The organism is Corynebacterium sp. LK14, assembly GCF_008042215.1.
Classification (GTDB): Bacteria; Actinomycetota; Actinomycetes; order Mycobacteriales; family Mycobacteriaceae; genus Corynebacterium; species Corynebacterium striatum.
The window spans coordinates 231,709-257,611 of record NZ_NOVQ01000016.1 but is presented as its reverse complement, the minus strand read 5'-3'; the positions used below and the strand labels follow the sequence as shown (position 1 = coordinate 257,611).

Annotated in this window: 18 protein-coding genes and 2 pseudogenes; 9 read left to right on the top strand and 11 right to left on the bottom strand. The window is 58.9% G+C overall.

Annotation, left to right across the window (positions count from 1 at the left end; genetic code table 11):
* Positions 1-13 precede the first annotated feature (13 nt).
* From CHU71_RS10485 to CHU71_RS10475, 3 genes are all read left to right on the top strand, one after another.
* The gene (locus CHU71_RS10485) at positions 14-1,936 is read left to right on the top strand and encodes a hypothetical protein (protein ID WP_147761021.1); all 1,923 of its coding nucleotides are present in this window, start codon (positions 14-16) and stop codon (positions 1,934-1,936) included.
* Positions 1,933-2,547 (top strand): heme ABC exporter ATP-binding protein CcmA, encoded by a 615-nt coding sequence (ccmA, locus tag CHU71_RS10480; RefSeq protein WP_005527963.1) that lies wholly within the window; start codon positions 1,933-1,935, stop codon positions 2,545-2,547. The genes CHU71_RS10485 and ccmA overlap by 4 nt, the downstream gene beginning before the upstream one ends.
* Before the next feature lie 68 nt (positions 2,548-2,615).
* On the top strand, positions 2,616-3,314 hold the full coding sequence (locus CHU71_RS10475) for a response regulator transcription factor (protein ID WP_141276760.1): 699 nt from the start codon (positions 2,616-2,618) through the stop codon (positions 3,312-3,314).
* A 374-nt stretch (positions 3,315-3,688) separates the two neighbouring features.
* On the opposite strand, the gene CHU71_RS10470 is transcribed toward CHU71_RS10475, so the two are convergent.
* From CHU71_RS10470 to CHU71_RS10445, 6 genes are all read right to left on the bottom strand, one after another.
* Positions 3,689-5,860: an NADP-dependent isocitrate dehydrogenase gene (locus CHU71_RS10470; protein ID WP_147761020.1), complete on the bottom strand. Its 2,172-nt coding sequence runs from the start codon at positions 5,858-5,860 to the stop codon at positions 3,689-3,691.
* Positions 5,861-5,929: 69 nt separating this feature from the next.
* Positions 5,930-6,814, bottom strand: coding sequence for a siderophore-interacting protein (locus tag CHU71_RS10465; RefSeq protein ID WP_147761019.1), 885 nt, complete (start codon positions 6,812-6,814; stop codon positions 5,930-5,932).
* Positions 6,814-7,614, bottom strand: coding sequence for an ABC transporter ATP-binding protein (locus tag CHU71_RS10460; protein ID WP_147761018.1), 801 nt, complete (start codon positions 7,612-7,614; stop codon positions 6,814-6,816). Before CHU71_RS10460 ends, CHU71_RS10465 begins: the two co-directional genes overlap by 1 nt.
* A gap of 7 nt (positions 7,615-7,621) precedes the next feature.
* Positions 7,622-8,656 carry an iron chelate uptake ABC transporter family permease subunit gene (locus CHU71_RS10455; protein ID WP_147761017.1) on the bottom strand — a complete coding sequence of 345 codons (1,035 nt, stop codon included), beginning with the start codon at positions 8,654-8,656 and terminating at the stop codon, positions 7,622-7,624.
* Positions 8,656-9,648 carry an iron ABC transporter permease gene (locus tag CHU71_RS10450; RefSeq protein WP_147761016.1) on the bottom strand — a complete coding sequence of 331 codons (993 nt, stop codon included), beginning with the start codon at positions 9,646-9,648 and terminating at the stop codon, positions 8,656-8,658. The genes CHU71_RS10455 and CHU71_RS10450 overlap by 1 nt, the downstream gene beginning before the upstream one ends.
* A 5-nt stretch (positions 9,649-9,653) precedes the next feature.
* Complete coding sequence (locus CHU71_RS10445; protein WP_147761015.1) at positions 9,654-10,709, bottom strand: iron-siderophore ABC transporter substrate-binding protein; 1,056 nt, start codon at positions 10,707-10,709, stop codon at positions 9,654-9,656.
* A gap of 182 nt (positions 10,710-10,891) precedes the next feature.
* Between CHU71_RS10445 and CHU71_RS10440 the strand changes: the two genes are divergently transcribed.
* From CHU71_RS10440 to CHU71_RS10430, 3 genes are read left to right on the top strand one after another with little or no spacing between them, the layout of a single operon-like run.
* On the top strand, positions 10,892-12,157 hold the full coding sequence (locus CHU71_RS10440; protein WP_172453533.1) for an MFS transporter: 1,266 nt from the start codon (positions 10,892-10,894) through the stop codon (positions 12,155-12,157).
* Between the two features lie 59 nt (positions 12,158-12,216).
* A complete protein-coding gene (locus CHU71_RS10435) occupies positions 12,217-13,140 on the top strand; it encodes an exodeoxyribonuclease III (RefSeq protein ID WP_110092274.1) in 924 nt (307 codons plus the stop codon).
* 55 nt (positions 13,141-13,195) lie between these two features.
* Positions 13,196-13,387, top strand: a complete 192-nt coding sequence (locus CHU71_RS10430; RefSeq protein ID WP_049147434.1) for a hypothetical protein — start codon at positions 13,196-13,198, stop codon at positions 13,385-13,387.
* A gap of 446 nt (positions 13,388-13,833) precedes the next feature.
* Here the strand turns inward: CHU71_RS10430 and CHU71_RS10425 are convergent.
* A pseudogene (locus CHU71_RS10425) lies at positions 13,834-15,069 on the bottom strand (IS3 family transposase).
* Positions 15,070-15,455: 386 nt separating this feature from the next.
* On the bottom strand, positions 15,456-16,292 hold the full coding sequence (locus tag CHU71_RS10415; RefSeq protein WP_147761012.1) for a hypothetical protein: 837 nt from the start codon (positions 16,290-16,292) through the stop codon (positions 15,456-15,458).
* A 361-nt stretch (positions 16,293-16,653) separates the two neighbouring features.
* Here CHU71_RS10415 and CHU71_RS10410 point away from each other — a divergent pair, with 361 nt between their 5' ends.
* The 3 genes from CHU71_RS10410 (at position 16,654) to CHU71_RS10400 (ending at position 21,619) form a co-directional block, all read left to right on the top strand.
* Positions 16,654-17,910 carry a replication initiation protein gene (locus CHU71_RS10410; RefSeq protein WP_147761011.1) on the top strand — a complete coding sequence of 419 codons (1,257 nt, stop codon included), beginning with the start codon at positions 16,654-16,656 and terminating at the stop codon, positions 17,908-17,910.
* A gap of 91 nt (positions 17,911-18,001) precedes the next feature.
* Entirely contained in the window at positions 18,002-20,881 is a 2,880-nt protein-coding gene (locus tag CHU71_RS10405) for a DNA methyltransferase (protein ID WP_147761010.1), read from the top strand.
* A 27-nt stretch (positions 20,882-20,908) separates the two neighbouring features.
* The gene (locus CHU71_RS10400; RefSeq protein WP_011069225.1) at positions 20,909-21,619 is read left to right on the top strand and encodes an IS6-like element IS1628 family transposase; all 711 of its coding nucleotides are present in this window, start codon (positions 20,909-20,911) and stop codon (positions 21,617-21,619) included.
* 350 nt (positions 21,620-21,969) lie between these two features.
* Here the strand turns inward: CHU71_RS10400 and CHU71_RS10395 are convergent, their stop codons facing one another.
* The 3 genes and pseudogenes from CHU71_RS10395 to CHU71_RS10385 all read right to left on the bottom strand — a co-directional run.
* Positions 21,970-24,057: a heavy metal translocating P-type ATPase gene (locus tag CHU71_RS10395; RefSeq protein WP_147761009.1), complete on the bottom strand. Its 2,088-nt coding sequence runs from the start codon at positions 24,055-24,057 to the stop codon at positions 21,970-21,972.
* A gap of 123 nt (positions 24,058-24,180) precedes the next feature.
* A complete protein-coding gene (locus tag CHU71_RS10390; RefSeq protein ID WP_147761008.1) occupies positions 24,181-25,221 on the bottom strand; it encodes an SURF1 family protein in 1,041 nt (346 codons plus the stop codon).
* A 79-nt stretch (positions 25,222-25,300) separates the two neighbouring features.
* Positions 25,301-25,732, bottom strand: a pseudogene (locus tag CHU71_RS10385) (copper resistance CopC family protein); the annotation flags it as partial.
* Positions 25,733-25,903: the final 171 nt, after the last annotated feature.

Here is a 25,903-nt window from a genome sequence, read left to right as displayed (position 1 = left end):
TCTGGCGACTACTGTGGCTTTCCTCGGCGCGAGGCTTTACTCAACGATCGATGGTCACTTGGGTGAGTACGGGGTTCAGGTGGAGTCAGATCGCATCGCTTCGGAGCGAGTGAGTTTCTATTCCGAGCTGGCCGAGTTTGCGCGAAATAATGACTTCGACATCGCGATTAACTACTCGTCGCTCGCTGTCTCAGGTGGTGAGCAACGAGTCTACTCGTCCTCGCTTCCGCCTGACGGTGGCCGGATGGAACGGCCTCGCTTTGAACGGGGGGAAGTTGACATATTTTATCCGCTGGAAGACTTTCCATACTCTGATCCGAGACAACCTCTCCATATCAAAGGGTCGGCGGCGGACGAGCAGCACTTGCTACGGTGGTTAGATGAGCAGGGGCTTGACGCGGTGCCTCTTACCAGGTATTTCACGGAAATCTTTGCATCTTCGACTATCCCTATTCTGCTGATCTTGTCTGTCCTCCTGTGTCTGGTTCTCAGCGCAGGCCATGTTCTTGCCCGCTCACGTGAGGCTGGTGTTCATCGACTACTAGGGCTCAGCGTCGCAGAAACGACCAGTATTGAAATCAAGCGACAGAGCATCACACTTGTGCTTGCTTACCTCGGCGCCCCACTGCTCGTTGCAGGTCTGCTTTATGCCTACAACGGGTGGGCGGAAGGCTGGGTGTTTTGGAGAATTTATTTCACGATTAGCTTGATTCTGTCTGCATGTTTGCTCATTGGTTACCTGGGTGGCCAGTTTCTGGTTCGCAGGACATCGATACCCCAATCCGTCAAGGGCAAGATCCACGCGCGGCCAATTCTCTACTCCCTGACCGTTGTCCGCGGCGTGTCCCTGGTTGCTGCGCTCAGTGTGGTTGCAACCCTGGTCGGGTTTTCAGCGGAGCTTGAGGCGCGTCATCGCTTGCAGGGGGCGTGGGATGCACACCGTGGGCAGCAAGAGCTGGCGTTGAACGTTAACACAGCCTTCGAAGATTGGTCAGATAGAGAGGCCGCAGCGCCATTTCGGGCTGCCGACGAGGCAGGAGACATTCTCCTCGTTGACCCGTATTGGATTACATGGCCCGTAGAACTAGAGGCACCAGTTCTATTAGTGAACCAGGAATTCGCGCGACAGGCGGGAGCGTCAATGTTGGATGGCACTGTTGTGACGGTCTGCTCACCGGGAAAGCTGTCTCTGCAGTCGACAAACGTGATCGAGGATACGTTAAAGTTCGAGGCTAGTTATACCAATGAACCAGCACCCGACATAGAGTGGCGGGACGGATGCAGCTTGGGCTCGGTATTCACTTACGATGTTGATTACCGTCCGCAAGTAGATAACCCGATTCTCGTCATCCTTCCACGGGGTCTTGCCCCGTTGGGGGATCACAACTTGATGTCGAAGGTATCCCAGCAAGTCCTTCTCACTGCCTCCCCTGATGTGCCTTCGCAAATGTTGAAGGGTGCTACTGGGAATACGCTTGCTTTCTTCAGGCCGCGCGAGGACTCATGGCAGTCGAGTATTCGCGCCGCCGAGCAGAATGTGGCTCTGTGGGGGCTGAATGGCTTTGCGGTAGTCCTGCTTGTGACGGTCTTGGTTGGAGCCACGGTCCTTACTTTTCGCGTTACCTACCGGCGCAAAATCCACGTTGCCTATGTTTGTGGGCGAAGCCCTTGGTGGGTTGCAAAAGAAGCAGTAGCTTTTGAGGTTGTATTTTTCGTAGCGACAATTGGCTGGCTGCTGTATATGGTCCGCGATCATCAGGTTCAAGCTGAGAGCCGCGCGCCCTCAACCTGGAGTATCGGGTTTGAAAATCAATGGTCACCATTGACCATCGTCGCAGTCGTGGGTTTCAGCGCAGTATGGTTTTTGGTTTCTATGGTGCTAATGCTTAGAGCTGCTTCACAGTGGGATGCAAGAGGAGGAGTGGAACCGCAATGACAATTCAGGTAAGCGAAGTATCCTGCGGATTTGGCGAGCGGACGGTTTTGCAAACTTTCTCGGCCACCTTTAAGGCAGGACAAATCACGGCGCTCACAGGGCCCTCCGGCAGTGGCAAAACAACCTTGCTCAATATGCTAGGCGGACTGACTACGCCGGATTCGGGAACGATCGAGTTCGAAGGGCTCGACATCGCATCTATGAATCCGGGCGCACGTCGCAGATTTCGGCGAGCAAACGTCGGGTACCTGTTTCAAGACTATGGTTTGGTACCCGATCTCTCTGTTATGGAGAATATCAAGATTGCTGTCCCCCGCGTCTCCCGCGAGACGATGGCAGCGGCGCTGACTGAAGTTGGGCTTGGAGGGACTGAAAAGCGAACGGTGAGTGAGCTTTCTGGTGGCGAGCAACAGCGCATTGCTTTGATGAGACTCATTCTCGCGCAGCCGAAGATTGTGTTAGCTGATGAACCGACCGGGGCCCTCGATGAAGCAAACGCGCAACTCGTTCTTAAATATCTACGTCAATTTGCTCAGGGTGGTGCAGTGGTCGTCGTGGCCACCCATTCTGCATATATTGCGAATAGTTCAGATGTGGTGTTTGGGCTCTGATGTGGCGGAAGAATATAGCTGGGAAGCCATGCCTTTTCATTGGGGCGGATTACAACATAACGGAAGCTTTGACAGATTGCTTCGGATGGGCCGAAATGGGGTGCATTAACAGTCTCAAGGATATCAACACTCTGGATTTCGGCGGTGGATCCGTGAAGAGTACATCCGTTCCGGTAATTGCTGCATGTATGTTTGCTAAGTCAAAGCGGTTAATAGTCAAAGGTGCTGGTACCGATGAGGTCTACTCGAAAACAACTGCAGATATGGTCAGGGCAACAGCTATCGCAGCGACGTCTTCGCATGAAATCGGTACTACACACTGTGATGTATTCGAAGTCGAAAATGACGAGGTGATTACTTCTCCAGAGAAGAGTGAATCGCCACCAATATTGTACTTTGTTGAGCGCTCCATGCACACCGTACGAACGCTTTTTAGCGCGATCGAAGCAGGGGCTAATGCCTACTTCATCTGTGAACAACCTACCGAGAATTTCAAAACTGATCTTGAAATGAGGCTCACCTACCTCGATCGCGGATTGATGCTTGACCACCAGCTCCCTGTATCCACAGTTCTTCGGGCTCAAAATCTCACGCCTTTCCAAACTCGGGTGATGCAATGCCTGCGCGACGGTGTGTTGTCCGACAGGGACATCGCGGCGGCACTTGGCACTTCCGAAAAGATGGTGGGAAAACTCATCGGGCAATTGTTCGGGATATTCGGATGCAACCGGCGCAGCGCGTTAGCTAAACAATCCATTTATGTTTGAATGTGCATGTTCTGGATCAAGCTTGTGGAAACTTATGCCTTGCGTCTATTTGATCTGATGTCGCAAAACGGTGCTTCAATGAAACTATCTGTATCCAAGCCTCGAAAAGGCAGCAGCGGCGGCAGAATCAGTTCAGTTCATCGAGCGTCACCCCCTGTGCCATTAGAATGCGCAGTCGCTCTGTGGCGCGTGGGCATCACCCAGTGAGTTCGGGAAGGGGTGGCTTTTGGGGATGGAGGACGAGACTGGGCTGGGCAAAGGGGCTCCCAGCCCGGCCAAACAAAAACCGGCTGGCCCAGGGTATGGCACCCCGGGCCAGCCGGCTAACTAGCATCGACAGCCCAGGCCAACGGCCCAGACAGTCAACCGAGCGCTTACTTCTTCAGGCCGTCAATGATTTCGTTGAAGGCAGCAACCGGGCGCATGGTCTGGTTGAGCTTCTCCTCGTTCGGGGCGTAGTAGCCGCCGAGGTCGACGGGGGAACCCTGGACGTCGAGAAGCGCCTGCTCAATCTCGCCAGCCTTGGCCTCCAGGGCCTCAGCAACCGGCTTGAAGGTCTCAGCCAGCTCAGCGTCGTCGGTCTGTGCAGCCAGCTCCTTGGCCCAGTTCAGGGTCAGGTGGAAGTGAGAACCACGGTTGTCATTCTCGCCGACCTTGCGGGACGGGGAGTTGCCCTCGTCGAGGAGGGTCTCGGTGGCCTTGTCGAGGGCGTCGGCAAGCACGCCTGCCTTAGCGTTGCCGTGAGCGTTGAGCTCGTGGCGGAAGGACTCAGCCAGAGCGAGGAACTCACCCAGGGAGTCCCAACGCAGGTGGTTTTCTTCCTCAACCTGCTGAACGTGCTTCGGAGCGGATCCGCCTGCACCGGTCTCGAAGAGGCCGCCGCCAGCCATCAGTGGAACCACAGACAACATCTTTGCGGAGGTGCCGAGCTCGAGAATCGGGAAGAGGTCGGTGTTGTAGTCACGCAGCACGTTACCGGTGACGGAGATGGTGTCCTCGCCCTTACGGATGCGCTCGATGGAGATCTTGGTTGCCTCAACCGGGGAAGCGATGGAGATGTCCAAGCCCTCGGTGTCGTGATCCTTCAGGTACTTCTCCACCAGGGTGATGAGGTTGGCGTCGTGACCGCGCTCTGGGTCCAGCCAGAAGATGGTCTTCATACCGGACAGGCGTGCGCGGTTAACAGCCAGCTTGACCCAGTCCTGGATCGGAGCGTCCTTGGTCTGGCATGCGCGCCAGATGTCGCCAGCCTCGACGTCGTGCTCGATGAGGACGTCGCCAGCGGAGTTAGTCACCTGCACGGTGCCGTTCTCCGGAACCTTGAAGGTCTTGTTGTGGGAGCCATACTCCTCAGCTTTCTGAGCCATCAGGCCGACGTTTGGAACGGTACCCATGGTGGACGGATCGAATGCGCCATTAGCCTTGCAGTCCTCGATAACAGCCTGGTAAACGCCAGCGTAGGAGGAATCCGGGATAACAGCGAGGGTGTCCTGTTCCTCGTCGTTCTTGTTCCACATGTGGCCGGAGGTGCGGATCATGGCCGGCATGGAAGCGTCGATGATGACGTCGGAAGGAACGTGCAGGTTGGTGATGCCCTTAGCGGAGTTCACCATAGCCAGGTCCGGGCCGTTTTCGAGAGCAGCGTCGAATGCGGCCTTGATCTCCTCGCCATTCTCGAGGGACTTCAGGCCCTCGTAGATAGCGCCGAGGCCGTTCTCACCGTTGAGACCAGCTGCGAGCAGCTCCTCTCCGTACTTGTCATAAACATCTGCGAAGAACGCGCGGACCACGTGGCCGAAGATGATTGGGTCGGAGACCTTCATCATGGTGGCCTTCAGGTGAGCAGAGAAGAGAACGCCCTCTTCCTTAGCGCGAGCCACCTGAGCCTTAAGGAACTCGTCGAGAGCCTTGGCGGAGATAAAGGTGCCGTCGATAACCTCGCCCTTGAGAACCTTGAGGCCCTCGAGCAGGACGGTGTCATTGAGCTTGATGGTCAGGGTGTCATCAGCCGGCATGATGACGGACTTCTCGTTGTGGCGGAAGTCGTTATCAGACATGGTGGCAACGTTGGTCTTGGAATCAGCGGTCCAAGCGCCCATCTTGTGCGGGTACTTCTTAGCGAAGTTCTTCACAGCAATCGGTGCGCGGCGGTCGGAGTTGCCCTCGCGCAGAACCGGGTTCACAGCGGAACCGGTAACAACGGCGTACTTCTCCGGAGCGTCCTCGTAATCCGGAATGTCGAAACCGTCAGCCTGCAGCTCGGCGATAGCCTTCTTCAGCTGTACCAGGGAAGCGGAGATGTTCGGAAGCTTGATGATGTTTGCTTCCGGGGTCTTAGCCAGCTCGCCGAGTTGAGCCAGTGCGTCTTCGACCTTCTTCTCACCCAAGCGCTCTGGGAACTGAGCCAGGATACGGCCAGCCAGGGAGATATCGCGGGTCTCAACCTCGATGTCCGCGGTGGAGGCAAAAGCCTCAACGACCGGCTTGAAAGAGTAGGTGGCGAGCAGCGGAGCTTCGTCCGTGCGGGTCCAGATGATCTTAGACATGTTTCTCCTAATAGTTCGAAAATGTTTCAACCTAACAGGATACCTGTCTTGTTACAGCTGTGCGGGCAATTACCCCTCAGAGACCCCACGTTTCCAATAGCCCATGAAGGACACCGCCGAGCGCGGCACGCCTGCCTCCTTGACCAGCATGCGACGCATGCGCTTGACGACGCCGCTTTCGCCCGCTATCCACCAATACGCACCGTCCGCGGCACGGGTGCCGAGCTCTTCACCGGAAGCGGAAAAGCCGGGGGTCTCCCAGAGAATTTCGCGCTCAGGGCTGGCCTGTTGTGGGGTGTCCGGGGCGGGGTCGACGCCGGTGAGGGAGGAGAGGGCGTCGATAAGCGTGGCGTTGCCACCGTGCGGGAGGAACTCGACGGTGACGCCGGTAGGAGCGGCGAGGGCCTGCGCGTCCTGGAAGTAGGGCACCGCGATGTGCACGCTGCCGCTAAGCCCGTCGGGCCACTCGTCGAGGATGCGGGCGATGGCAGGCAGGGCGGTCTCATCGCCGAAGACGTGGGCCTCGCGGGCCTCGCCGGGCTGGAACTCGATGCCGGGGCCGGATTCGTCGTCGGAGTGTGGGGCGATGACGTAGATTTTATCGCCGGTCGTGGCTGTCGACGCCCACGTGGATGCCGGGCCCGTTTCACCAGGCGCGGTATGCAGCACGAAGTCGATAGTGAGGATGCCGCGTTCGCGGTCGAGCTCGCGCACGGAGTAGGTGCGCATTGCGCCACGGGTGGCCGGATCGAGCTGCTGCCAAGCGGCGTACCAGTCCTCCGTGGCGGGAAGCTCCGGCAGGCCGTGGGCGCCGGGGATGATGAGCTTAATGCGCAGGTCACGGATGACGCCGGAGGGCCCCATCTCTGTCAGGCCGGTGAGGCGTACTCGTTGGAAGCTGGGGGAGATGCGCACAGAGTCCAAGACCGTAGCGCGGAATGGCTGGTAGGGCATTATTTTACCTTTCTCTTACCAATGGGCATGACGGCCGGAAGCCCCGAGACTGGGTCTTCGACGATGACGGAGTCCACGCCGAAGACGTCCTTGACCGTTTGCTGCGTCATGACGTCTTGGGGGCTTCCCTGGGCGTAGACGTTGCCGTTTGAGACCGCGATGAGTTCGTCAGAATAGCGGGCGGCCAGGTTGAGGTCGTGAATGACCATGGCGATGGTGGTGCCGTGGGTTTCGTTGAGTTCGACGAGCAGGTCGAGGACCTCGAGCTGGTGTTTGATGTCGAGGTAGGTGGTGGGCTCGTCGAGCAGCAGGATGTCGGTGCGCTGGGCGAGTGCCATGGCGATCCACACGCGCTGGCGCTGGCCGCCGGAGAGTTCGTCGATGGAGCGCTCCGCGAGTTCAGCCACCCCGGTCATCTCCATGGATTCCTGCACGATGTCGTAGTCTTCCTGGCTCCAGCGGCCGAGCAGCCCCTGGTGTGGGGTGCGGCCGCGGCCCACGAGGTCCGTCACCACGATGCCGTCTGGGGCGATGGGAGACTGCGGCAGCAGGCCCAGCGAGGCAGCCAGCTGTTTGGTGGGAATCTCGGAGATGGCTTTGCCGTCAAGGAAAATCTCGCCGCCGGTGGGCCTGAGCAGGCGGGACAGCGAGCGCAGCAAGGTGGACTTGCCGCAGCCGTTGGGGCCCACGATGGAGGTCACCTTGCCAGGTGCGATGTCGACGCTGAGCCCGGTGATGATGTCGCGCTCGCCGTATCCGAGGGAGATGTCCTTCGCGGTGAGCTGAGCAGGTTTGTGCATGACAGTCCTAACGATTCGAGCGAGTGAGCAAGTAAATAAGGAATGGCGCACCGAGCACGCCGGTGATGACGCCGACGGGGTAGCGGGTACCAAAGAAGTATTGACCAGCCATGTCAGCGACGAGCACCAGGATGGCGCCCACCGCACAGGCAGGGGCGATCATGGAGGGGCCAGCCTTAAACAGGCGGGTGGCAATCGGCCCGGCCATGAATGCCACGAAGGCAATCGGGCCCGTCGACGCCGTGGCCACCGCAATGAGGATCACCGAACCCACGATGGCCGAAACGCGCACAACGTTGAGCCGCAGGCCAAGGCCGACGGCGAGGTCGTCGCCAAGCCGCAAAACGTTGAGCTGGTGACCCAAGAAAATCATGACGGGCGCGATGACCAGCACCGTAAGAAGAAGCGGCAGGCCGCGCTCCCAGGACATGGTGTTGAGCGAGCCCGTGATCCACCGTGTGGCCGTAGGCAGGTCGTAGGACGGGGCCTTCGACAGCACGAAGTTGGTCCACGCCTGCAGAATCGCCGACATACCAATGCCGATGAGAATAAGGCGCGTGCCGGTGAAACCAGACTTCAGCGACAACAGGTAAATCAGCGCGGCGATCGTCAGCGAGCACACCAGCGAAACCAAAGACACGGTGGTCTGGGAGACGTTATAAAACACAATCGCCGTGATGCCCGCGGCGGAGGCACCGGAGGAGATACCGATGATATCGGGAGAGGCCAGCTGGTTGCGCAGCATGGTCTGGAAAGTCACGCCGGCGATACCGAAAGCGATGCCCGCGGCGACGGCCACGGTGGCACGCGGCAGGCGCAGGTCGCCGACCGTAAAGGACGCGCCGGGGACGGTCTCACCGAAAACAACACGAAGCACCTTGCCCGGACCATAGAAGGTCTCGCCCACCATGAGGCTGGTGGCCCACAAAACCACGATGATGACGGCGAGCACGCTCAAGCGCCAGGCAAAGGAACGCGCGCGGGCGTGGCGTTGCTGTTGCAGCGTCGCGGAGGTGGAGGCCGAGGAGGTTTGATTCGGCATTAGAGATCACGCACCTTGGTTCGGCGGACAATCCAGATGAACAGCGGTGCGCCTAGAAGTGGGGTGAGGATGCCCACGGCGACCTCGCTCGGCTTGGCGACGACGCGCCCCACCGTGTCCGCCGCCACCAACAGGAAGGCGCCGGCCAGGCCGGTCATGGGCAGCAGCAGGCGGTGGTCGGTGCCGAGCACTAGGCGCATGACGTGGGGGACGATGAGGCCTACGAAAGCGATGGGGCCGGCAATCGCGGTGGCAGTACCGCACAGAATGACCGCGCCCACGGCGGAGAACAAGCGCGTACGCACAACGTTGATGCCGAGGCCGGTAGCGACGTCGTCGCTAAGCGCAAGTGCGTTAAGTCCCGTGGCGCAGGCCAGAACAATGATGAGGCCGATGACGAGGAACGGCACGGCCATACTAATTTGGGACCACTGCGCGCCACCGACGGAGCCGATTTGCCAGAAACGGAACTTGTCCATGACGTCGGTGCGCGGGAGCAGCACGGCGCTGACCATGCTGGAACACGCGGCGGCCGTGGCAGCGCCTGAGAGTGCGAGCTTGAGCGGCGTGGCGCCGCCGCGGCCTAGGGAGCCGACGACGTAGACGAAGGAGGCGGCAGCGAAGGAGCCGATAATCGCCACGATCATCGTGGGCACGGGGCGAGAGAGCCCGAAGAACGCGATGCCCACCACGACGGCCAGCGCGGCGCCGGAGAGGACACCGAAGATGCCAGGGTCGGCGAGCGGGTTGCGGGTCATGGCCTGGAACGTGGTTCCGGACATGGCGAGCGCGGCACCGACGAAGAGCGACAACACGGTGCGTGGGACACGCAAATATGCGGCGGCCTCACTGGCTGTCGCGGTCGAACCGCCGAGGGCCGAGAGGGCGTCGGAAGGGGAAATTGTGCGCACGCCAAACATGACCGAAGCCACCACTGCGAGAGCGGTGGCGGCTAAGAGTCCGATGATGACGGCGATTTTCTTGGCCGCCACGTGATTTAAGCCTGCAGACCGGAGTTCAGCTGCTCGAAGTACTTGTCGATGCCCCACGGAATAGACAGCGGGGACTGGTTCGCCGAAGCGCCCAGCGGGCCGTTCTCGAGGAAGACCACGTTGCCCTTCTGAACTGCCGGGATCTTGCCCTTGAGCGGATCCTTCTGCATCTCCTCGAGGGTCTTCTTGTCATCGTCGGCGTTTCCGGTGGAGTAGGCCACGATGAGGTCAACGTCGTTGAACCCTTCTGGCTTCTCAGCGGAGACCTCGACCCAGAACTGCTCGGCGTTCTCGGAGTTCTTTTCCACGATGTCCGGGGTGCCCAGGCCATGCTCGGCTAGGAAGCCCATGCGTGGGTCGTCGGTGGTGTAGAAGCCGATCTTGGAAGCATCGGTGGTGCCGCCGAAGGCGGTGAACAGGACCTTCTTGTCCTTGAGAGCCGGGTACTTGTCCAGGGCCTTTTCGGTTTGGGCATCGAGATCCTTGATGAGCTTTTCGCCCTCGTCCTTCTTGCCGATGGCCTCAGCGTTCATCTCAATCATGTCCTCGAGGGAGGTCGCCCACGCGACGTCCGGGTAGGCCACGACCGGAGCAATCTTGGACAGGGTGTCGTAGTCCTCCTGGGTCAGACCGGAGTAGGAAGCGAGGATGACGTCCGGCTGGGTGTCAGCGACCTGCTCGAATGGGATGCCGTCGGTCTCATCAAAGAGGACCGGAGTCTGCGCGCCGAGCTCCTTGAGCTTCTCCTCGGTCCACGGCAGGACGCCGTTGTTGTCATCGTCGCCCCACGTGGTCTTGGACATGCCCACTGGGACAACGCCCAGCGCCAAAGGAACCTCGTGGTTAGCCCAACCCACGGTAGCCACGCGCTCTGGTGCCTTCTCGATGGTGGTCTCGCCGAACGCGTGCTTGATGGTCACCGGGAATGCGGCGGAGTCCGCGGAGTTAGACGACGACGCGGAGTTGTTCTCTCCAGTGGAAGAGCTGTCCGAGGAGCAGGCTGCCAAAGTGAAGATGGTGGCCGCTGCCGCGACGGTGGCGATGATGCGTTGTGCTCGCACTAGGGAACTCCTTTGAGGGGTAGGTAAAGCTTTTCTAACTTAGGCAAGACTATTATACAACGCCCATGTTGTGTAAATTGACCTCTGTGATGTGTGGCATAAGCCCATCATGATGTGGGAAAAGCACATTTGGGCGGCCGTAGCTTACGAAGAACCCTTCTCGCGCGCTAAGGTCTCCGCACGTGAATTCTGTCTCCGTAAGCTCCCAAAGCAACCACGACCGCGCCGACCAACCGCGCGTGCCCCGCCAAACTGAAATCTCGTCGACCCGCCGCACCCTCGTCACGCTCGCCCTGGCGCTGGGTGCCTTTTCCATCGGCACCACGGAGTTCGTCTCCATGGGTCTGCTGCCGCTCATCGCGGGTGACTTTGGCATTACGGAAGACACCGCCTCGACACTAATCACCGTCTACGCCCTCGGCGTCGTCGTCGGCGCTCCCGTTATCTCAGCCGCGACGGGCAAGCTGCCGCGCCGCCGCCTCATCATCTTGCTCATTGGTTTCCTCCTCGTGGGCAACCTGCTCACTGCCTTGGCGCCGAACTACGCCACGCTGCTGGCCGCTCGCTTCATTGCAGGTCTGCCGCACGGCGCGTACTTCTCCGTGGCCAACCTGTCTGCCGCCGCCATGGCGCCGAAGGGCGGTCGCGGCAAGGCAATGGCTGCCATCGGCATGGGCCTGGCCGTGGCCACTGTTATGGGCGTTCCCGCAGCCCAGGCGCTCGGCCAGAACCTGGGCTGGCACGCCGCCTACTTCCTCGTGGTCATCCTCGCGCTGGCAACGATGGTCTTGCTGTACTTCCTCTTCCCGCACATGACGGAGATGCCGTCCACTGACATCTCCACCGAGCTCGGCGCGCTGAAGAACCTGCAGGTTTGGCTGTCGGTCATCATGGGCATCGTCGGATTCGGCGGCATGTTCGCGGTCTACACCTACATCACCTGGACCATGACCGAAGTCGCCGGAATGCCGGATCACTGGACCTGGGCAGTGCTCATGGTTTATGGCATCGGCATGACCATTGGCAACGGCGTCGGCGGTGCGCTGTCTGACCGCAACACCGAATACTCCATCCTTTTCGCCCTCGTATTCCTCGTGGCGACGTCCCTGGTGTTCTACTTCGGCGCGCACAATCTCTGGCTAGCGACCATCGCGTTCGGCGTTCTCGCCTTCTTCGGCGCGGTCCTCATCCCGTCGCTGCAGCTGCGCCTCATGATCGTTGCTGGCGACGCCCAGACCCTCGCTTCCGCGCTGAACCAGTCCGCGCTCAACATCGCCAACGCCATGGGTGCGGCCCTCGGCGGCCTCGTGGTGGGCGCCGGTTTCAACTACAACGCTACCTCCCTGGTGGGCGTCGTCCTCGCCTCGCTGGGCATCATCGTGTGGATCGTTTCCCAGGTCACCGCCAAGCGTAGTGGCGTGTATGTAAAGATCATCGAACAGAGCTAACACCCAGCACACGGTGGGGGTGCTCTTGTGCCTTATTGCGCGCAAGTAGACTAGCGCGCATGACTTTTACTATTGCGAGCGTCAATGTCAACGGCATCCGCGCCGCCTGCAAGCAGCGCAATGAAAATAACCCGGGAATGAATGTCTGGCTCGAGGAGACCACCGCCGACGTGGTCCTCATGCAAGAAGTTCGCGCGAATCCGAAGGAAACCCAGAAGGCACTCGCGCCCGCTCTTGAGGCCGGCTGGCACTTGGTCCAGGCCGAGTCCGCCGCGAAGGGCCGCGCGGGCGTGGGCATTCTTTCGCGCACGCCGCTGAGCGACGTCTCAGTTGGCTTCGGGTCCTTCTCCGAGTCCGGTCGCTTCATCGCCGCGACTGTCGACGCCGAGGGCGGCCCAGTACGCGTGGCCTCCCTGTACCTGCCGTCTGGCGATACTGATTCCCCGAAGCAGGACGAGAAGTACCTCTTCCTCGACGAGTTCTCGGAGGTCCTCGCCGACTTGGCCGCGACTTATCCGCAGGCCGTTATCGGTGGCGACTGGAACATCTGCCACCGAGCGCAGGATCTCAAGAACAACAAGTCCAATGAGAAGAAGTCCGGTCATCTGCCTGAGGAGCGTGCGTTCATGGACCACGTGTTTGGCTCCTTCCCGGATGAGCTGCCACAGGACAAAAAGGGCCTTGGGGACTACCTCGGCGTGATCGACTACGCCACGAAGACCGACTGGTCAGCCCGCGTTCCGGGGGAGGACGCCGTGCAGTGGTACGACGTCGCCAGGCGCCTTGCCCCCGATGCTGACGGTCCGTACACCTGGTGGACCTACCGCGGCCAAGCGTTCAATAACGACGCTGGCTGGCGCATCGACTACCAGGCTGCCACCAAGGCAATGCTGGAGCGCGCGGAGAAAACCTGGGTCGAAAAGGCACCCATGGTGGAACAGCGCTGGTCGGATCACTCGCCTTTGCTGGTGCAGTACCGCTAGACGGTGCTAAGCTGTGTGAGTCTCAAAATCTTAGATTCTTAAAACGGAGAACCTCATGACCCGCGCAATTATTTACTTCGTGCTCGGCGCCGTACTGCTCGGCCTGGGTATCTGGTGGTGGACCATCGTCGGTCCGTCCTTCGCATTCCTGGCTCCGATCATCCTCCAGGGCGTCGGCGGCGCGTTCATGGTCGCTGGTTGGGCAGTTATGCTCGACGTTCACGCGCCGACTTCTCGCAAGCTCTAAGCTTGCATTTGCTGCTAAAGCACTCACCCGTAGGTGAGTGTCTCCCCATTAGGTTCGTCTGAGAGAACAGACGCTGCCTAGTGGGGATTTTTATGAGAAGACGAAGGGACAGAAGGGCATGCGGCCGAAAGACTGTGTAGTCGTATATCACCTTCTGTACCCCCATGAAGCCTGCTATATGACTAAACATATGTTTCCGAGAATGCGTCACTGCCCGCAGTTTCTACGTCTAAACGACAGAAGTCTAATAAATAGAAAAGCGCACTCCCACCAGCGGGAGTGCCTTCATTTACTCGATTCAAAAGCGGAATTTGAGACCTAAGATAAGGACCGCGATTGTGTCACGCATACCCAAATAGGATAAATAACTGATGGTCGTATAGAACTCATTTACGGGGGACTTTGGTTCTGCGCCAAACCGTATTGAAGTGCCCCGGGTTTTGTTCCTAGGCATTTGCCTTGATTTCCATTATTCCTCGACTGGGGTGGTGTTCCCAAAACTCGGCTTCGACTTCAGCCGGCGTGCGGTAGCCTAGGCTCTGGTGGAGCCGTGACTCGTTCCACCAATTCACCCACTCGAACGTGGCGATTTCTACGTCGACGACATCGTTCCACGAGCGCCCATGGATCAGTTCGTTCTTGTAGGAGCCGTTGACATTCTCAGCCAAAGCATTGTCGTAGGAATCACCAACAGTGCCGGTAGACGCAGTAATTCCGTGCTCAGCCAGGCGCTCGTTGTAGACAATACTCACATATTGCAAGCCGTGGTCTGAATGGTGAATCAAGCCCGTTGTTTCCTTGGCACACACGATTGCCTGGTTGAGCGCCTGCAGCGGTAAGGCTTCGGTGCGCATCGAATCCGACAGCGCCCATCCGACGATCCTCCGGGAGAATACATCGGTCACGAACGCGGTGTACACAAAGCCTTTCCTGGTGCGCACGTAGGTAATGTCCGCTACCCATAGCCGATTAGGGCCAGGGGCCTTAAAATCACGATTGACCAAGTCTGGGCGAAGATCCGGGTCTTTGGGTTTGCGCGTTGTGATTGGTTCCCCACCTTTGCCCTTGCCAGACAGGCCAGCGCTGCGCATCAGCCGGGCTGTGTGCTCGCGGCCAATGTCAATGCCCTGGCGTTGCAGCACGCGCCACATTTTCCGCACGCCGTAGACGCCGTAATTTTCAGCATGAACGTCGCGAATATGCTCCACGAGGGCAGCGTCGCGAAGAGCGCGGGCACTTAAGCCCCGGGCCTTGGATTGGCGGTATCCACGCGAAGTAAGGAAGCCGCCTTCGCGATGCGTGTTTAACGTCTGGCAGATGAACTCGACTGAGAAACGATTCCGATGCTCATCGATGAATCGGATCATTTCTTAACGTTTTGGGTCGAGTTCGGATGCGAAAAAAGCTGAGGCGGCTTTTAACAACTCGTTGGTGTCTCGCAGCTGGTGATTTTCTCGACGCAACCGTGCGTTTTCTGCAGCAAGGTCCTCAGGCATTGATTCCACAACACGTCCTTCGCGACGAGCAGCCTGCGTCCATTGCCTCGCCGTGTGCCACGAAACGCCCAGTTTGGGTGCCACGATCTTGCAGGCTACTTGCATGGAAATGTTCTCCGCCAGGATGCGGTCTTCCACGAGACGGACCACTCGGTCCTTCGCATCCTGATCAAATTTTCTCGGCATGTTCCAAATTTTCCCATCTACTCAAACGGAACAAAACCTGGGGCACTTCAATATGGAGTCTTTATCATGCCTGAAAGATAGGTTCAGGTTCGTGGCTTGTTCTGTCTATGAGATTGGCCGATTGCTAACAAAATAAACATATTCAAAAATACGTTTCCTAAAGACAGAATATCGATGTAGTCATGATACAGTCCTAAATACCTAGAAACCCCTAGAAGAGAAGCTAGGCAAGTGCTGAATAAAGCTGTGGCGAAAACCCACCTGGCAGTAGTTTTTCTATGCCAATACAGTGCGCCCCAGATGATTAAAGTGACTCCAATTAGAGCGAGAAACGAATTATTTTGCATATCCATTTTGTAGCAAAAGAAAGGCTGAGCTCTTTTGTTCTAGCATCGAGTTGCGTAAGGGAATACAATATTTGGTGAGTACTTTCCTCCGAGAGCCCGAATAGTGAAGCACCGGCCTGTATTAGCTGCATGAGTAGCTACGGCAGAGGCGCCTGCGCATGCACCTTTAACAATCCATGGACCTAAGCCCATTCCTGTAACTTTGCCAGTGCAGTAAGAGGCCCCAATAGCAACCATGCTTGTTTCGTCTTTAGTGAAAACTAGTTCTTGACCAATTTTCTTTCCCCATCCATAGACATCTCGAATGTATGGATCCGCAACCACAGGAGTACCGGTCGCACTTGCATTAACATGCTGCACGAGTGTGTCACCTACGATTTCGTAGTGAGTATCTACCTTTTCTCCGTTTGTATCTTGGGCCCATGCGGGATCAATTATTTGATATGGTTCCTCGAATTGTTCAGGACGGACAAGAATATAGCCATCTTTCTCTTCTAGAAAAGCCCCCTCAAAATTAAAACGAAACTCCTGGTCATGGTCTCCCGGAGAAAGCGTGATGATTTGCCTTCCGTCTTCCCTGTCAATGACTTGGGCAAAACGTTCTCCTGTCGTAGTCAAAATTTCTGCTTGCTCGGAAACCACTTCATTCGTCTGCTGTATTTCGTCGACTTCTTGTATGTCGATTTCATCATTTGCTTCTATCCACTTCTGATTGGTAATCGACGCGGGTGACATGGTGTTTTCTTCTACGATTTTTTGAACTACATCGTTCGAAATTAAATCGTTTTCAACCGCAACCGCAGGGGAAACACAGTAACCGGATAATACAATGGCTGAAGCCGAAGCAATCAGTTTATGCGAAAAAAAGAAATTCATTTTCCCTCCAAAGAAAATAGAGTACGCAGAAAGGTATTGAAGCTTGAGCGTCTGAGTTAAGGCCAAGGTCTAAACTGAACCGCAAGATGCAGCCTATGCCTTATAGATGACTTTTTAAATGACCTTGTACGATTAGATTATCAATCTGATTCGCTAAGTCAATAGGAATGTAGAAATATGCTCGAAACCACACAAAAGGGCAGCCACGTTAAGTCTGTTTCTGAGATTGACCACTACATGGCGTAGAACCTGCACACATTGAGACGCGCCCCGCGTCTACCGCGACGTCCTCCACGGTTCAGATACGCGCGACCTTAAAAAGGCTTACCGGCGCAACAAAGCCGGCGAGGTCTCGCCGCGTATGTACCGCACTGACTCCGAAGCCCTCGGTAAAAGCGAGTACGGCAATCTTACAAGCAAGCAATATGCCGCAGTCCTCGTCGTGGATATAGACCAGCCGGGAGAAGCCGGAGGCCACCCCGCAGACCTGGCCTTGTACGTGCGCAACGTCGTGCGGGTGCTTGTTGAGCACAACATCGGCCCAGCCTGGGTGGGTGTGAACCTCATAAGCGGGAAAGGACAGTTCATCTGGCTTATTGCCCCTGTTTACGCAGACGCTTCGGGTAAGTTCTCGCAGATGAAGCTCCTAGCTGCAACCACGCACACCCTAGGCGAGCTGCTCGGCCACGATCCCCATTTTGCTCACGGCTTTAGCCGCAATCCGTTCTACACAGGGAAATCTCCGTCAGCTTATCGTTGGTACAGGCAGCACAACCGCGTGATGCGTCTAGGTGACTTGATAAGGCAGGTGAGGGACTTGGCCGGGACAGACCAGTACGAGGCTGCACCACGCCAGCAATTTAAGTCTGGGCGAGAACTCATTAACGCGGTGAAAACCCGCCGCGAAGAGGCACAAGCGTTTAAAGCACTGGCCCAGGACGTGGACGCGGAAGTCTCTGCTGGACTCGACCAGTACGACCCGGAGCTCATCGACGGCGTGCGCGTGCTCTGGATTACCGAGGGCACCGCCGCCCGCGACGAGACCGCGTTCCGGCATGCCCTTAAGACCGGCCACAGGCTCCGCGCCGCAGGCCAACGACTCACGGATGCAGCCATCATCGACGCCTACGAGCACGCCTACAACGTCGCACAGACCCACGGCGGCGCAGGCCGGCCCGCAGAGCTTCCCCCGATGCGAGACCGCCAGACTATGGCACGACGAGTCCGCGGCTACGTGACCCAATCCAAGAGCACGTCCTCCATGAGGTCGAGCGCGCCTGGAAAGGCAACCAGCAGCGAGCGGAAAGCCTTGGCCACCATGGGGCGCAGAGGCGGGCAAAAGGCTGCACAACGCTGGAAGACAGCGCCAGATAGCGACTATGCAAAGCAGGAGCGAGCAAAGCTCGCGGTTGCTAATGAGAACAGGAAAACGAGTGCTGCTGCCGATAGCTTCGCTATAGCTAGTTGGTTCCTAAAGGGGAAAAGCGAGACTGGAGAATATCCAACAGTAGGTGAGGCAGCCGCAGAGTTTAGCGTGTCTAATCGGACGGTACAGCGTGCGCTTTCCAAAGCCGGGATAGTTTTGCCAACTGGACGAAGAAAGGGTGACAGGCCGTAAGCAATATACGGTTCCCCTGCCGCTAGGCAGTTATATAAAATCTCACTTGAAGAAAACCTTGAGGGAGCAGGGCAGCTTATATGCTTTTAACATGACTTCCTCTTCTCTCCTAGATCGCGCAACCCTCCGCCATAACCTCACCGAATTCAAGGTGCGCTGGCTTGCCCATATTGAGGAATGGAAAGCAGAAAACCGACCGGCCACTGAATCAAGCCATGACCAACAGTTTTGGGGAGACCTCCTCGACTGCTTCGGTATTAACGCCCGTGACATTTACCTGTATCAGCGCAGCGCTAAACGAGCATCAACCGGGCGCACTGGAAAAATTGACTTGTTCATGCCCGGTAAAGTCATCGGTGAAGCAAAATCCCTCGGGGTTAACCTCGACGATGCGCACAGCCAGGCATTGGACTACCTGTTGGGTGGTACTATCCCGAACTCACAGCTGCCGCCCTACGTCATCTGCTCCAACTTTGAGACCCTGCGCATCACGCGCCTGAACCGCGACTACGTCGGCGATTCCGCCGAGTGGGACGTCACCTTCGACCTGGACGAAATCGACGAGCATCTGGAACAGCTCGCGTTTTTAACCGACTACGAAACTTCGGCCTACCGCGAAGAAGAGCAAGCCTCTTTGGAGGCCTCACGCCTGATGGTCGAGCTGTTCCGAGCCATGAACGGCGACGAGGTAGACGAAGCCGTCGGCGACGAAGCCCCGACCACCGCCGAGGAAGAAGACGAGCGCGTCATGCGCACCTCCGTCTACCTAACACGCATCCTCTTCCTCCTTTTCGGCGACGATGCAGGCCTGTGGGACACCCCGCACCTGTTTGCGGATTTTGTGCGCAACGAAACCACCCCGGAATCTCTCGGCCCACAGCTCAACGAACTTTTCCGCGTCCTCAACACCCCGGAAGACAAACGACCTAAGCGCCTGCCTGGCACCCTGGCGAAATTCCCCTACGTCAACGGCGCAATCTTCGCCGAGCAACTCGACCCCGAATACTTCGACTACGCCATGCGCGAAGCCCTGCTCGATGCTTGCGACTTCGACTGGTCAAAAATCGACGTGTCCGTCTTCGGCTCCCTGTTCCAGCTCGTCAAGTCGAAAGAAGCCCGTCGCGGCGACGGCGAGCACTACACCTCGAAGACCAACATCATGAAAACCATCGGCCCGCTGTTCCTTGACGAACTGCGCGACCGAGCCAACAACCTTGTCTCCAGCCCGTCTACCTCTGTTCGCAAGCTCGAGGAATTCCGCGACTCCCTCGCCGACCTCCTTTTCTGCGATCCTGCCTGTGGAGCGGGAAACTTCCTGCTCACCGCCTACCGCGAGCTACGCCGCATCGAAACCGACATCATCGTCGCCATCCGCCAACGGCGCGGCGAGACCGGCATGTCCCTCAACATTGAGTGGGAACAGCGGCTCTCGATTGGCCAGTTCTACGGCTTCGAGCTGAACTGGTGGCCGGCCAAAATTGCCGAGACCGCGATGTTCCTCGCCGATCACCAGGCCAACAAGGAGCTGGCGAATGCTGTTGGCAGGCCACCGCAGCGCCTACCAATTAGCATCACCGCCCACATCCATCACGGCAATGCCCTAGGCGTGGACTGGACCGAGATTGTGCCGCAGGCTAGCGGAACGACCTACTTGTTCGGCAATCCGCCGTTTATCGGCCAATTCACCAAGACAGCGGAGCAGAAACAGGATATGCAACGTGTCTGGGGCGATGATTACGACGGTTATCTGGACTACGTGACCGGCTGGCACGCCCAAGCCATGCGCCTGCTGGCCGAGCGTCGTGGCGAGTTCGCCTACGTGACCACTAACTCGATTACTCAAGGCCAGCCAGTGCCCGCGTTGTTCGGCCCGCTGACTCGTGAGGGGTGGCGGATTAAGTTCGCGCACCGCACGTTTGCTTGGGACTCCGAAGCCCCAGGTAAAGCCGCCGTACATTGCGTGATCGTCGGTTTCACCCGTGACCGTGGCGTGAAACAACGCCTATGGGACTACCTCGACGTTAAAGGTGAACCTGTGGAAATTAATGTTGACGAGGGGATTAACGCTTATCTCATTGACGGACCGCAGGTGCTGGTAAAAAAGAGGACGAAACCACTCTCATTCATTCCACGCGCCCGGTTCGGATCAAAACCAACCGATGGTGGGAACTTGATTGTTGAGGTAGACGAGCACGACGAGGTTGCAGCCGACCCTATTGCCGCTAAGTATCTCCGGCCTTTCCGTATGGGTAAAGAATTAGTGCGCGGTCTAGATCGCTGGTGCCTGTGGATGGCAGATGATTTCACCCCAAGTGATCTAGACCGTTCTCCGATACTCAAAGAGCGAGTGGGGGCAGTCGAGAAGATGCGTCTGTCGAGTAAGAAAAAGGCGACCCAGGAATCGGCGGCCACCCCTTACCTCTTCCAAGAGAACCATCAGCCTAATGAGGACTACGTAGCAATCCCCCGTGTTGTCTCGGAAACGCGAAAGTTCTATACCGTCGCGCACCTTCCCGCAGATGTGATTGCAGGCGACAAGGTATATACGGCAGCTGATCCCGAAGGGCTTTTGTTTGGCTTGATCTCGTCCTCGATGTTCATCACGTGGCAAAGGGCGGTCGGTGGTCGGTTGAAGTCGGATCTTAACTTTGCGAATACGCTGACATGGAACACCTTCCCCGTCCCAGAACTCGATGAGAAGACGCGCGACCGGATTATTAAGGCGGGGCAGAAAGTACTCGACGCTCGTGCCCTGCACCCGGATCGCTCACTCGCGGAGCACTACAACCCACTCGCCATGGCACCAGAACTGTTGAAAGCGCACGACGCGCTCGACCGAGAAGTGGATAAAGCAATGGGAGCGCCTCGCAAGCTCACTTCGGAGCGCCAACGCCTAGAGATTCTGTTTGACAACTATGCGCGGCTTATAAAAGAGGTTAATTATGGTGCTGTTGCAAAGTTGGGGCAGTAGGAAGACCGGCGTGGAATAATCAGGTCCATGGGCATCTTCTCCGGTCGGCAGTTCCCTCGTGAAATCATCCTGTGGGCGGTGCGGTGGTACTGCCGCTACGGCGTGAGCTATCGCGACCTCGAAGAGATGATGACCGAGCGGGGAGTGCCGGTCGATCACACCACGATCTACCGCTGGGTCCAGAAATATGCTCCTGAGCTGGATAAGAAGACCCGGTGGTATCGGCAAGTTCCTGACTGGCAGGCCAGGTCCTGGCGGGTGGATGAGACCTATATCCGGGTCGGGGGAAAGTGGTGCTACCTCTATCGGGCAATCACCGCAGGTGGCCAGACCCTGGACTTCTACCTCTCACCAAAACGCAACGTCGCGGCAGCGAAGCGTTTCCTGGCGAAGACGCTGCGGTCGAATAAATCGGCAGGCTATCCGCGGGTGATCAGCACCGACAAGGCCCCCTCACTCGCCAGGGCAATCTCTGAGCTGAAGGCGGAAGGCGTCTGTCCATCGACGGTCGAGCATCGTCGGGTGAAATACCTCAACAACGTCATTGAAGGCGATCATGGCCGGTTAAAGCGGATCCTGGGGCCGAAAGGAGCATTCAAAAACCAAACGTCTGCCTACCGGACGTTGAAAGGGATGGAAGCGATGCACTCATTGCGGAAGGGGCAGGGCACGATGTTTGCCTATGGTCACCCGAATCCGGATGCAGTGATTGTTAGCCGGGTATTCGAGACGGCCTGACAACACAGGCACATAGCGTTGATCACACAATAAAAACGGAGCTTTCTTGGCTCCCGCCCCAAGTTGCAACAGCACCCATCAGAGAGGACATGCAGGAACTCATCCTGGGTGGCTGTCTTTATCTCCAGAGAAGGGCAGCTGAATGATCACGTCAGACGAGGCTTGCTGTCAGGGGCAGAAGTCGTTTGCCTGCCTTTGCCTCACGGAGGATGTGTGTGGCTAGGCGCCGAGGTATGACACTGTCACGCGGAGTCGATAGTAGGTCAGAGACGGTTTCGCTGGCCTGAGGGTGAACGCGGCTTCGGACTGTTCTCGAAACTGCCCCCACTGGTGACTGGCAGGGGGAAGCGTCAGTGCGTGGGCTTATCTTCGTGGTCGATGCCAGCGTGTTCCTTGCCCTTCTGGAAGTTGAGCAGGCGCAGCGCGTTTGCGACGACGATGAGAGTGGATCCCTCGTGGATAAGCACGACGGCGCCGATATTCAACCCGAGGAAGGTCGCGATGATGAGGACAACGACGACTGCGAGGCTGGCGATGAGGTTTTGCCGGATGATCTGGCCAGTCGCCCGGCTCAGCCGGACAGCGAACGGGACGCGTCCGAGGTCGTCACTCATCAACGCGATGTCACAGGTCTCCAGCGCGACCGTCGACCCAGCGGCACCCATCGCAATGCCGACGTCGGCGCGGGCCATGGCGGGGGCATCGTTGACACCGTCGCCGACCATCGCGATCGGATGGTATGTCTTGGCCAGGCCCGTGATGTGGGTGACCTTATCCTCGGGGAGCAGCTCTCCGATCGCCGTGTCGACGCCGACTTCCCGGCCGACCGCGTCGGCCACCCGCTGGTTGTCGCCGGAGATCATGACCAGATGGCCCACCCCTGTGTCCCGGAGCATGCTGAGCACCTGGGCAGATTCGTTGCGGGAGGCATCCATCACTCCGACGACCCCAAGGAAGCGGTCACCACGACGGACCACCATCAACGTCTGCCCCGAGTCGCGGGCCTTCGTGTAGGCCTCGGCCAGCGAAGGAGGCAGCTTAAGCTGCTGCTCATCGAACATGCGGAGGTTGCCCACTTCCACCTGTTCTCCGTCGATCGTCGCAGTGATGCCGCGTCCAGTGAGGGCAGAGAGATCGGTGGCCACCAACCGCTCGGTCTCCGGGACGCGGGGGGCAAGGTCGCGGACGATCGCGGCAGCGAGGGGGTGATCGCTGAGCGATTCGACAGCCACAAGTGTGGGGATCAGTTCCGCTTCGGACGTATCGTTGGCGGAGGCCAGTGAGGTCACTCGGGGCGCGCCCCACGTGAGGGTGCCGGTCTTGTCGAACGCTATCGCCTTTACTCGGCCCAGTGTCTCGAGCGGGGCACCGCCCTTGACGAGCACGCCGGCCCGGGCAGCGCGAGCCACACCCGCCAGGACCGCGGCTGGGGTGGCGATCGCGAGAGCACATGGACTCGCGGCGACGAGCACGGTCATGGCGAGGTAGAAAGCGTCGGAGAACGGTTGCGCGAACACGAACATCGACACCAACAAGGTGGCGATGACCCCGAGGATCACGGCGGGCACGTACCAGCGCTGGAACCGGTCGATGAACTGCTGGGTCGGGGACGCGGCCTGGTCGGCGGTGCGAACGAGCTCGACGACTTTGCTCAGCGTTGAGTCGGCGGCGGTCGCGGTGACCTCGATATCGAGCACGCCGGACCCGTTCACGGTGCCGGCGAACACTCGATTGGCGGCGGGGAGGGTGTCAATCGTGTGCATCGTCCGCTGTGGGTCGGCCACCGGTTCCTTCTCCACGGGGATCGACTCGCCCGTGACCGCTGATTGATCAACGGCGGACATCCCGGAGATAACGAACCCGTCCGAGGGGATGCGGGAATTCGGGCGGATGACCACGATGTCTCCGACCACGAGTTCCTCCACGGGCACTTCCACGGGTTCGGTATCACCGCGGCGCACCAGGGCGTGGCGGGGGGCGAGTTCGGCGAGGGCCTCAATGGACTTGCTGGCGCGGCTGAGGGCGTACTCCTCGAGGGCGTGGCCGAGGCTGAACAAGAACAGCAGCACCGCTCCCTCCGCCCACCGGCCGATGAGGGCAGCGCCGACCGCGGCGACAAGCATGAGGAAGTCAACCTCGAACTTCCCCCGCAGCGTGGAGGAGATCGCGGTGCGGATGGTGAAGAACCCGCCGAAGAAGTAGGTGGCGAGAAAGAACGCCAACGGCCATCCGACCATCGGCAGCCCCAAGGCGAACTGCGCAATCATCCCACCGGCGTAAGTGACGCCGGCGGCGATCGAGAACCCCAACTCCCAGCGTGCGGAGCCGTGGGCATGATCGCCGGTAGGGGTGGTCGGCGCTGTCGGTGTCAGGGTTGTGGGGGATCCGTTCGGGGCATGGGGCTGGCCGGGGTCATGGCCGTGGTCGGGCGTGCTCATGCCTGTAGCCTAGCAGGGAAATCCCCTTATTGAAAGCTTATTGAAAATGCTTGATGGCATCCGGTCTGGTACGGCCCACGCAAGTGTGAGGCGGGTTGAACGGTGCTGCGGGGAAGGCCACGGTTAGAACCGTTCGCGCTGGCGACGAGCGAATTTTCGGGAGTGATCCGGTCGACTGTCACCGTAGCGGTCGTGCAACATGCGTGAACGGTCACCGGAGGATGCGGACGTGGTGGTTCCGGTAGGGGCGGGGCCAGGGGTGTCGTTCTCCGGATGAGTGGTGCGGAGGGTGCCCATCGTGCCGGAATCCGTGTCACCGTCCTGTTGGTCCGTGGTCTGCTCGGCGGATGCGGCGTCGACGGAAAGCTCGGCCTCCTCGCGGCGCACGCGGCGGTGTTCCTTTAACTCCGCCCAGATGAAGTAGCCCAGGCCGAGCGGGGCCATGATGCCAAAGGCGATCCACTGGAAGGCGTAGGACAGGTGTGAGCCGCGGTCGAGCATGGGCACCGGGATGGCGTTGATCTCCCCGGCCTGTCCCTCGGCCAGCTGCACATAGTCCTGTGCGAGATCTGTGCCGGTCACCTCGGCGATCTGCTCGGTGTTGATGCCGTAGACTTGGCGGTAGCCCTGGTCCTCGATCGGCGGGGACATCGGTGTCTGCTCGGCAAATCGGGCGTGGCCGAGAATGGACTGCTCACCGGTCGGCGGGGTGTCCATCGGGGGGACACCGCCCTCGAACGGCGGTTGAAAACCACGGTTGACCAGGATCACCTCACCGGAGTTCAGCTGGAAGGGGGTCAGGGCGTGGAAGGCGGGGGAGGAGTCGACCGGACGGTTGCGCATCAAGACCTCATCCTCGGGCAGATAGTGGCCCTCAAGGATGACCCGCGCCCATTCCTCCTCAGGCTCAATGCTGCCCTGGGCGTCGAAGACCTCCTCGGCGGGGACGGGCTCGACCTCGAAGGCGGCCTCGATCTGATCGTTGCGCTCGACGATGGCACCGTCCCTGCTCAGCTGCCATGGGGCCAGAAAGGTAAAGGAGAAATAGGAGAAGGCGATGATGGCGAGGACACCGAACACCCAGCCGGGCCGGAGGAATGTCCTCCAGCCCTTCTTCTGCGCGGCCCGCTCGTACCTGCGTTCATGTGTGCTGCTCACGGCCATGACTTCTACTTCCCCGTCCGGTGAGAAAATGCATTCTTTTCCAGTGTGCTGATGGGTGAAAACACTAGTAGACCCGGGTCTTTCCGTGCGCATCCTCATCCGTGGTGGCAGCGGCCGCGTCGCCGGCGACGGTGAAGGTGGTTGAGCTGCGGGTGGCGTGGCCGTCGGAGGAGAGGATCTGGAAGCCCACGGTGTAGTCGCCTGGTCCACCACTGATATCCGCCGGCAGGTCGAGGGTCACCAGTCGATCCTTGATGGTCGGCTCACCACTGAACAGGAGGTCACCGGAATCCTGATCGGTGATGGCCACGGTGCTGAAACCCTCCTGGGGAAGCCCCGAGAACTCCAGTTCGATGCTGCGCGGGAACTCCTCGACCACCTCACCGTCCGCGGGATTGCCACCGATCACCGAGTCATGCGCAAGGGCAGCCGGGGTGGCTACGACACTCAGGGCACCGACCGCCACCACAGCGGCGATGACACGACGAGGGAGCATGGGAGAGATGATCACGAAAGTCCTCCTGGACTGGGCCGGCTCTTCAACCGGATGTGAGCGACTACGGCACCTGCTTGCGGGAGGTACCAAGAGAGTGGTCGGAACGGACGGGGGGAAAGTTCCCGGCCACGCCGCCTTCACCGGGTGTTGTTCTTCACAGGTAGATGCACCCCTGCAGGGGGTGAA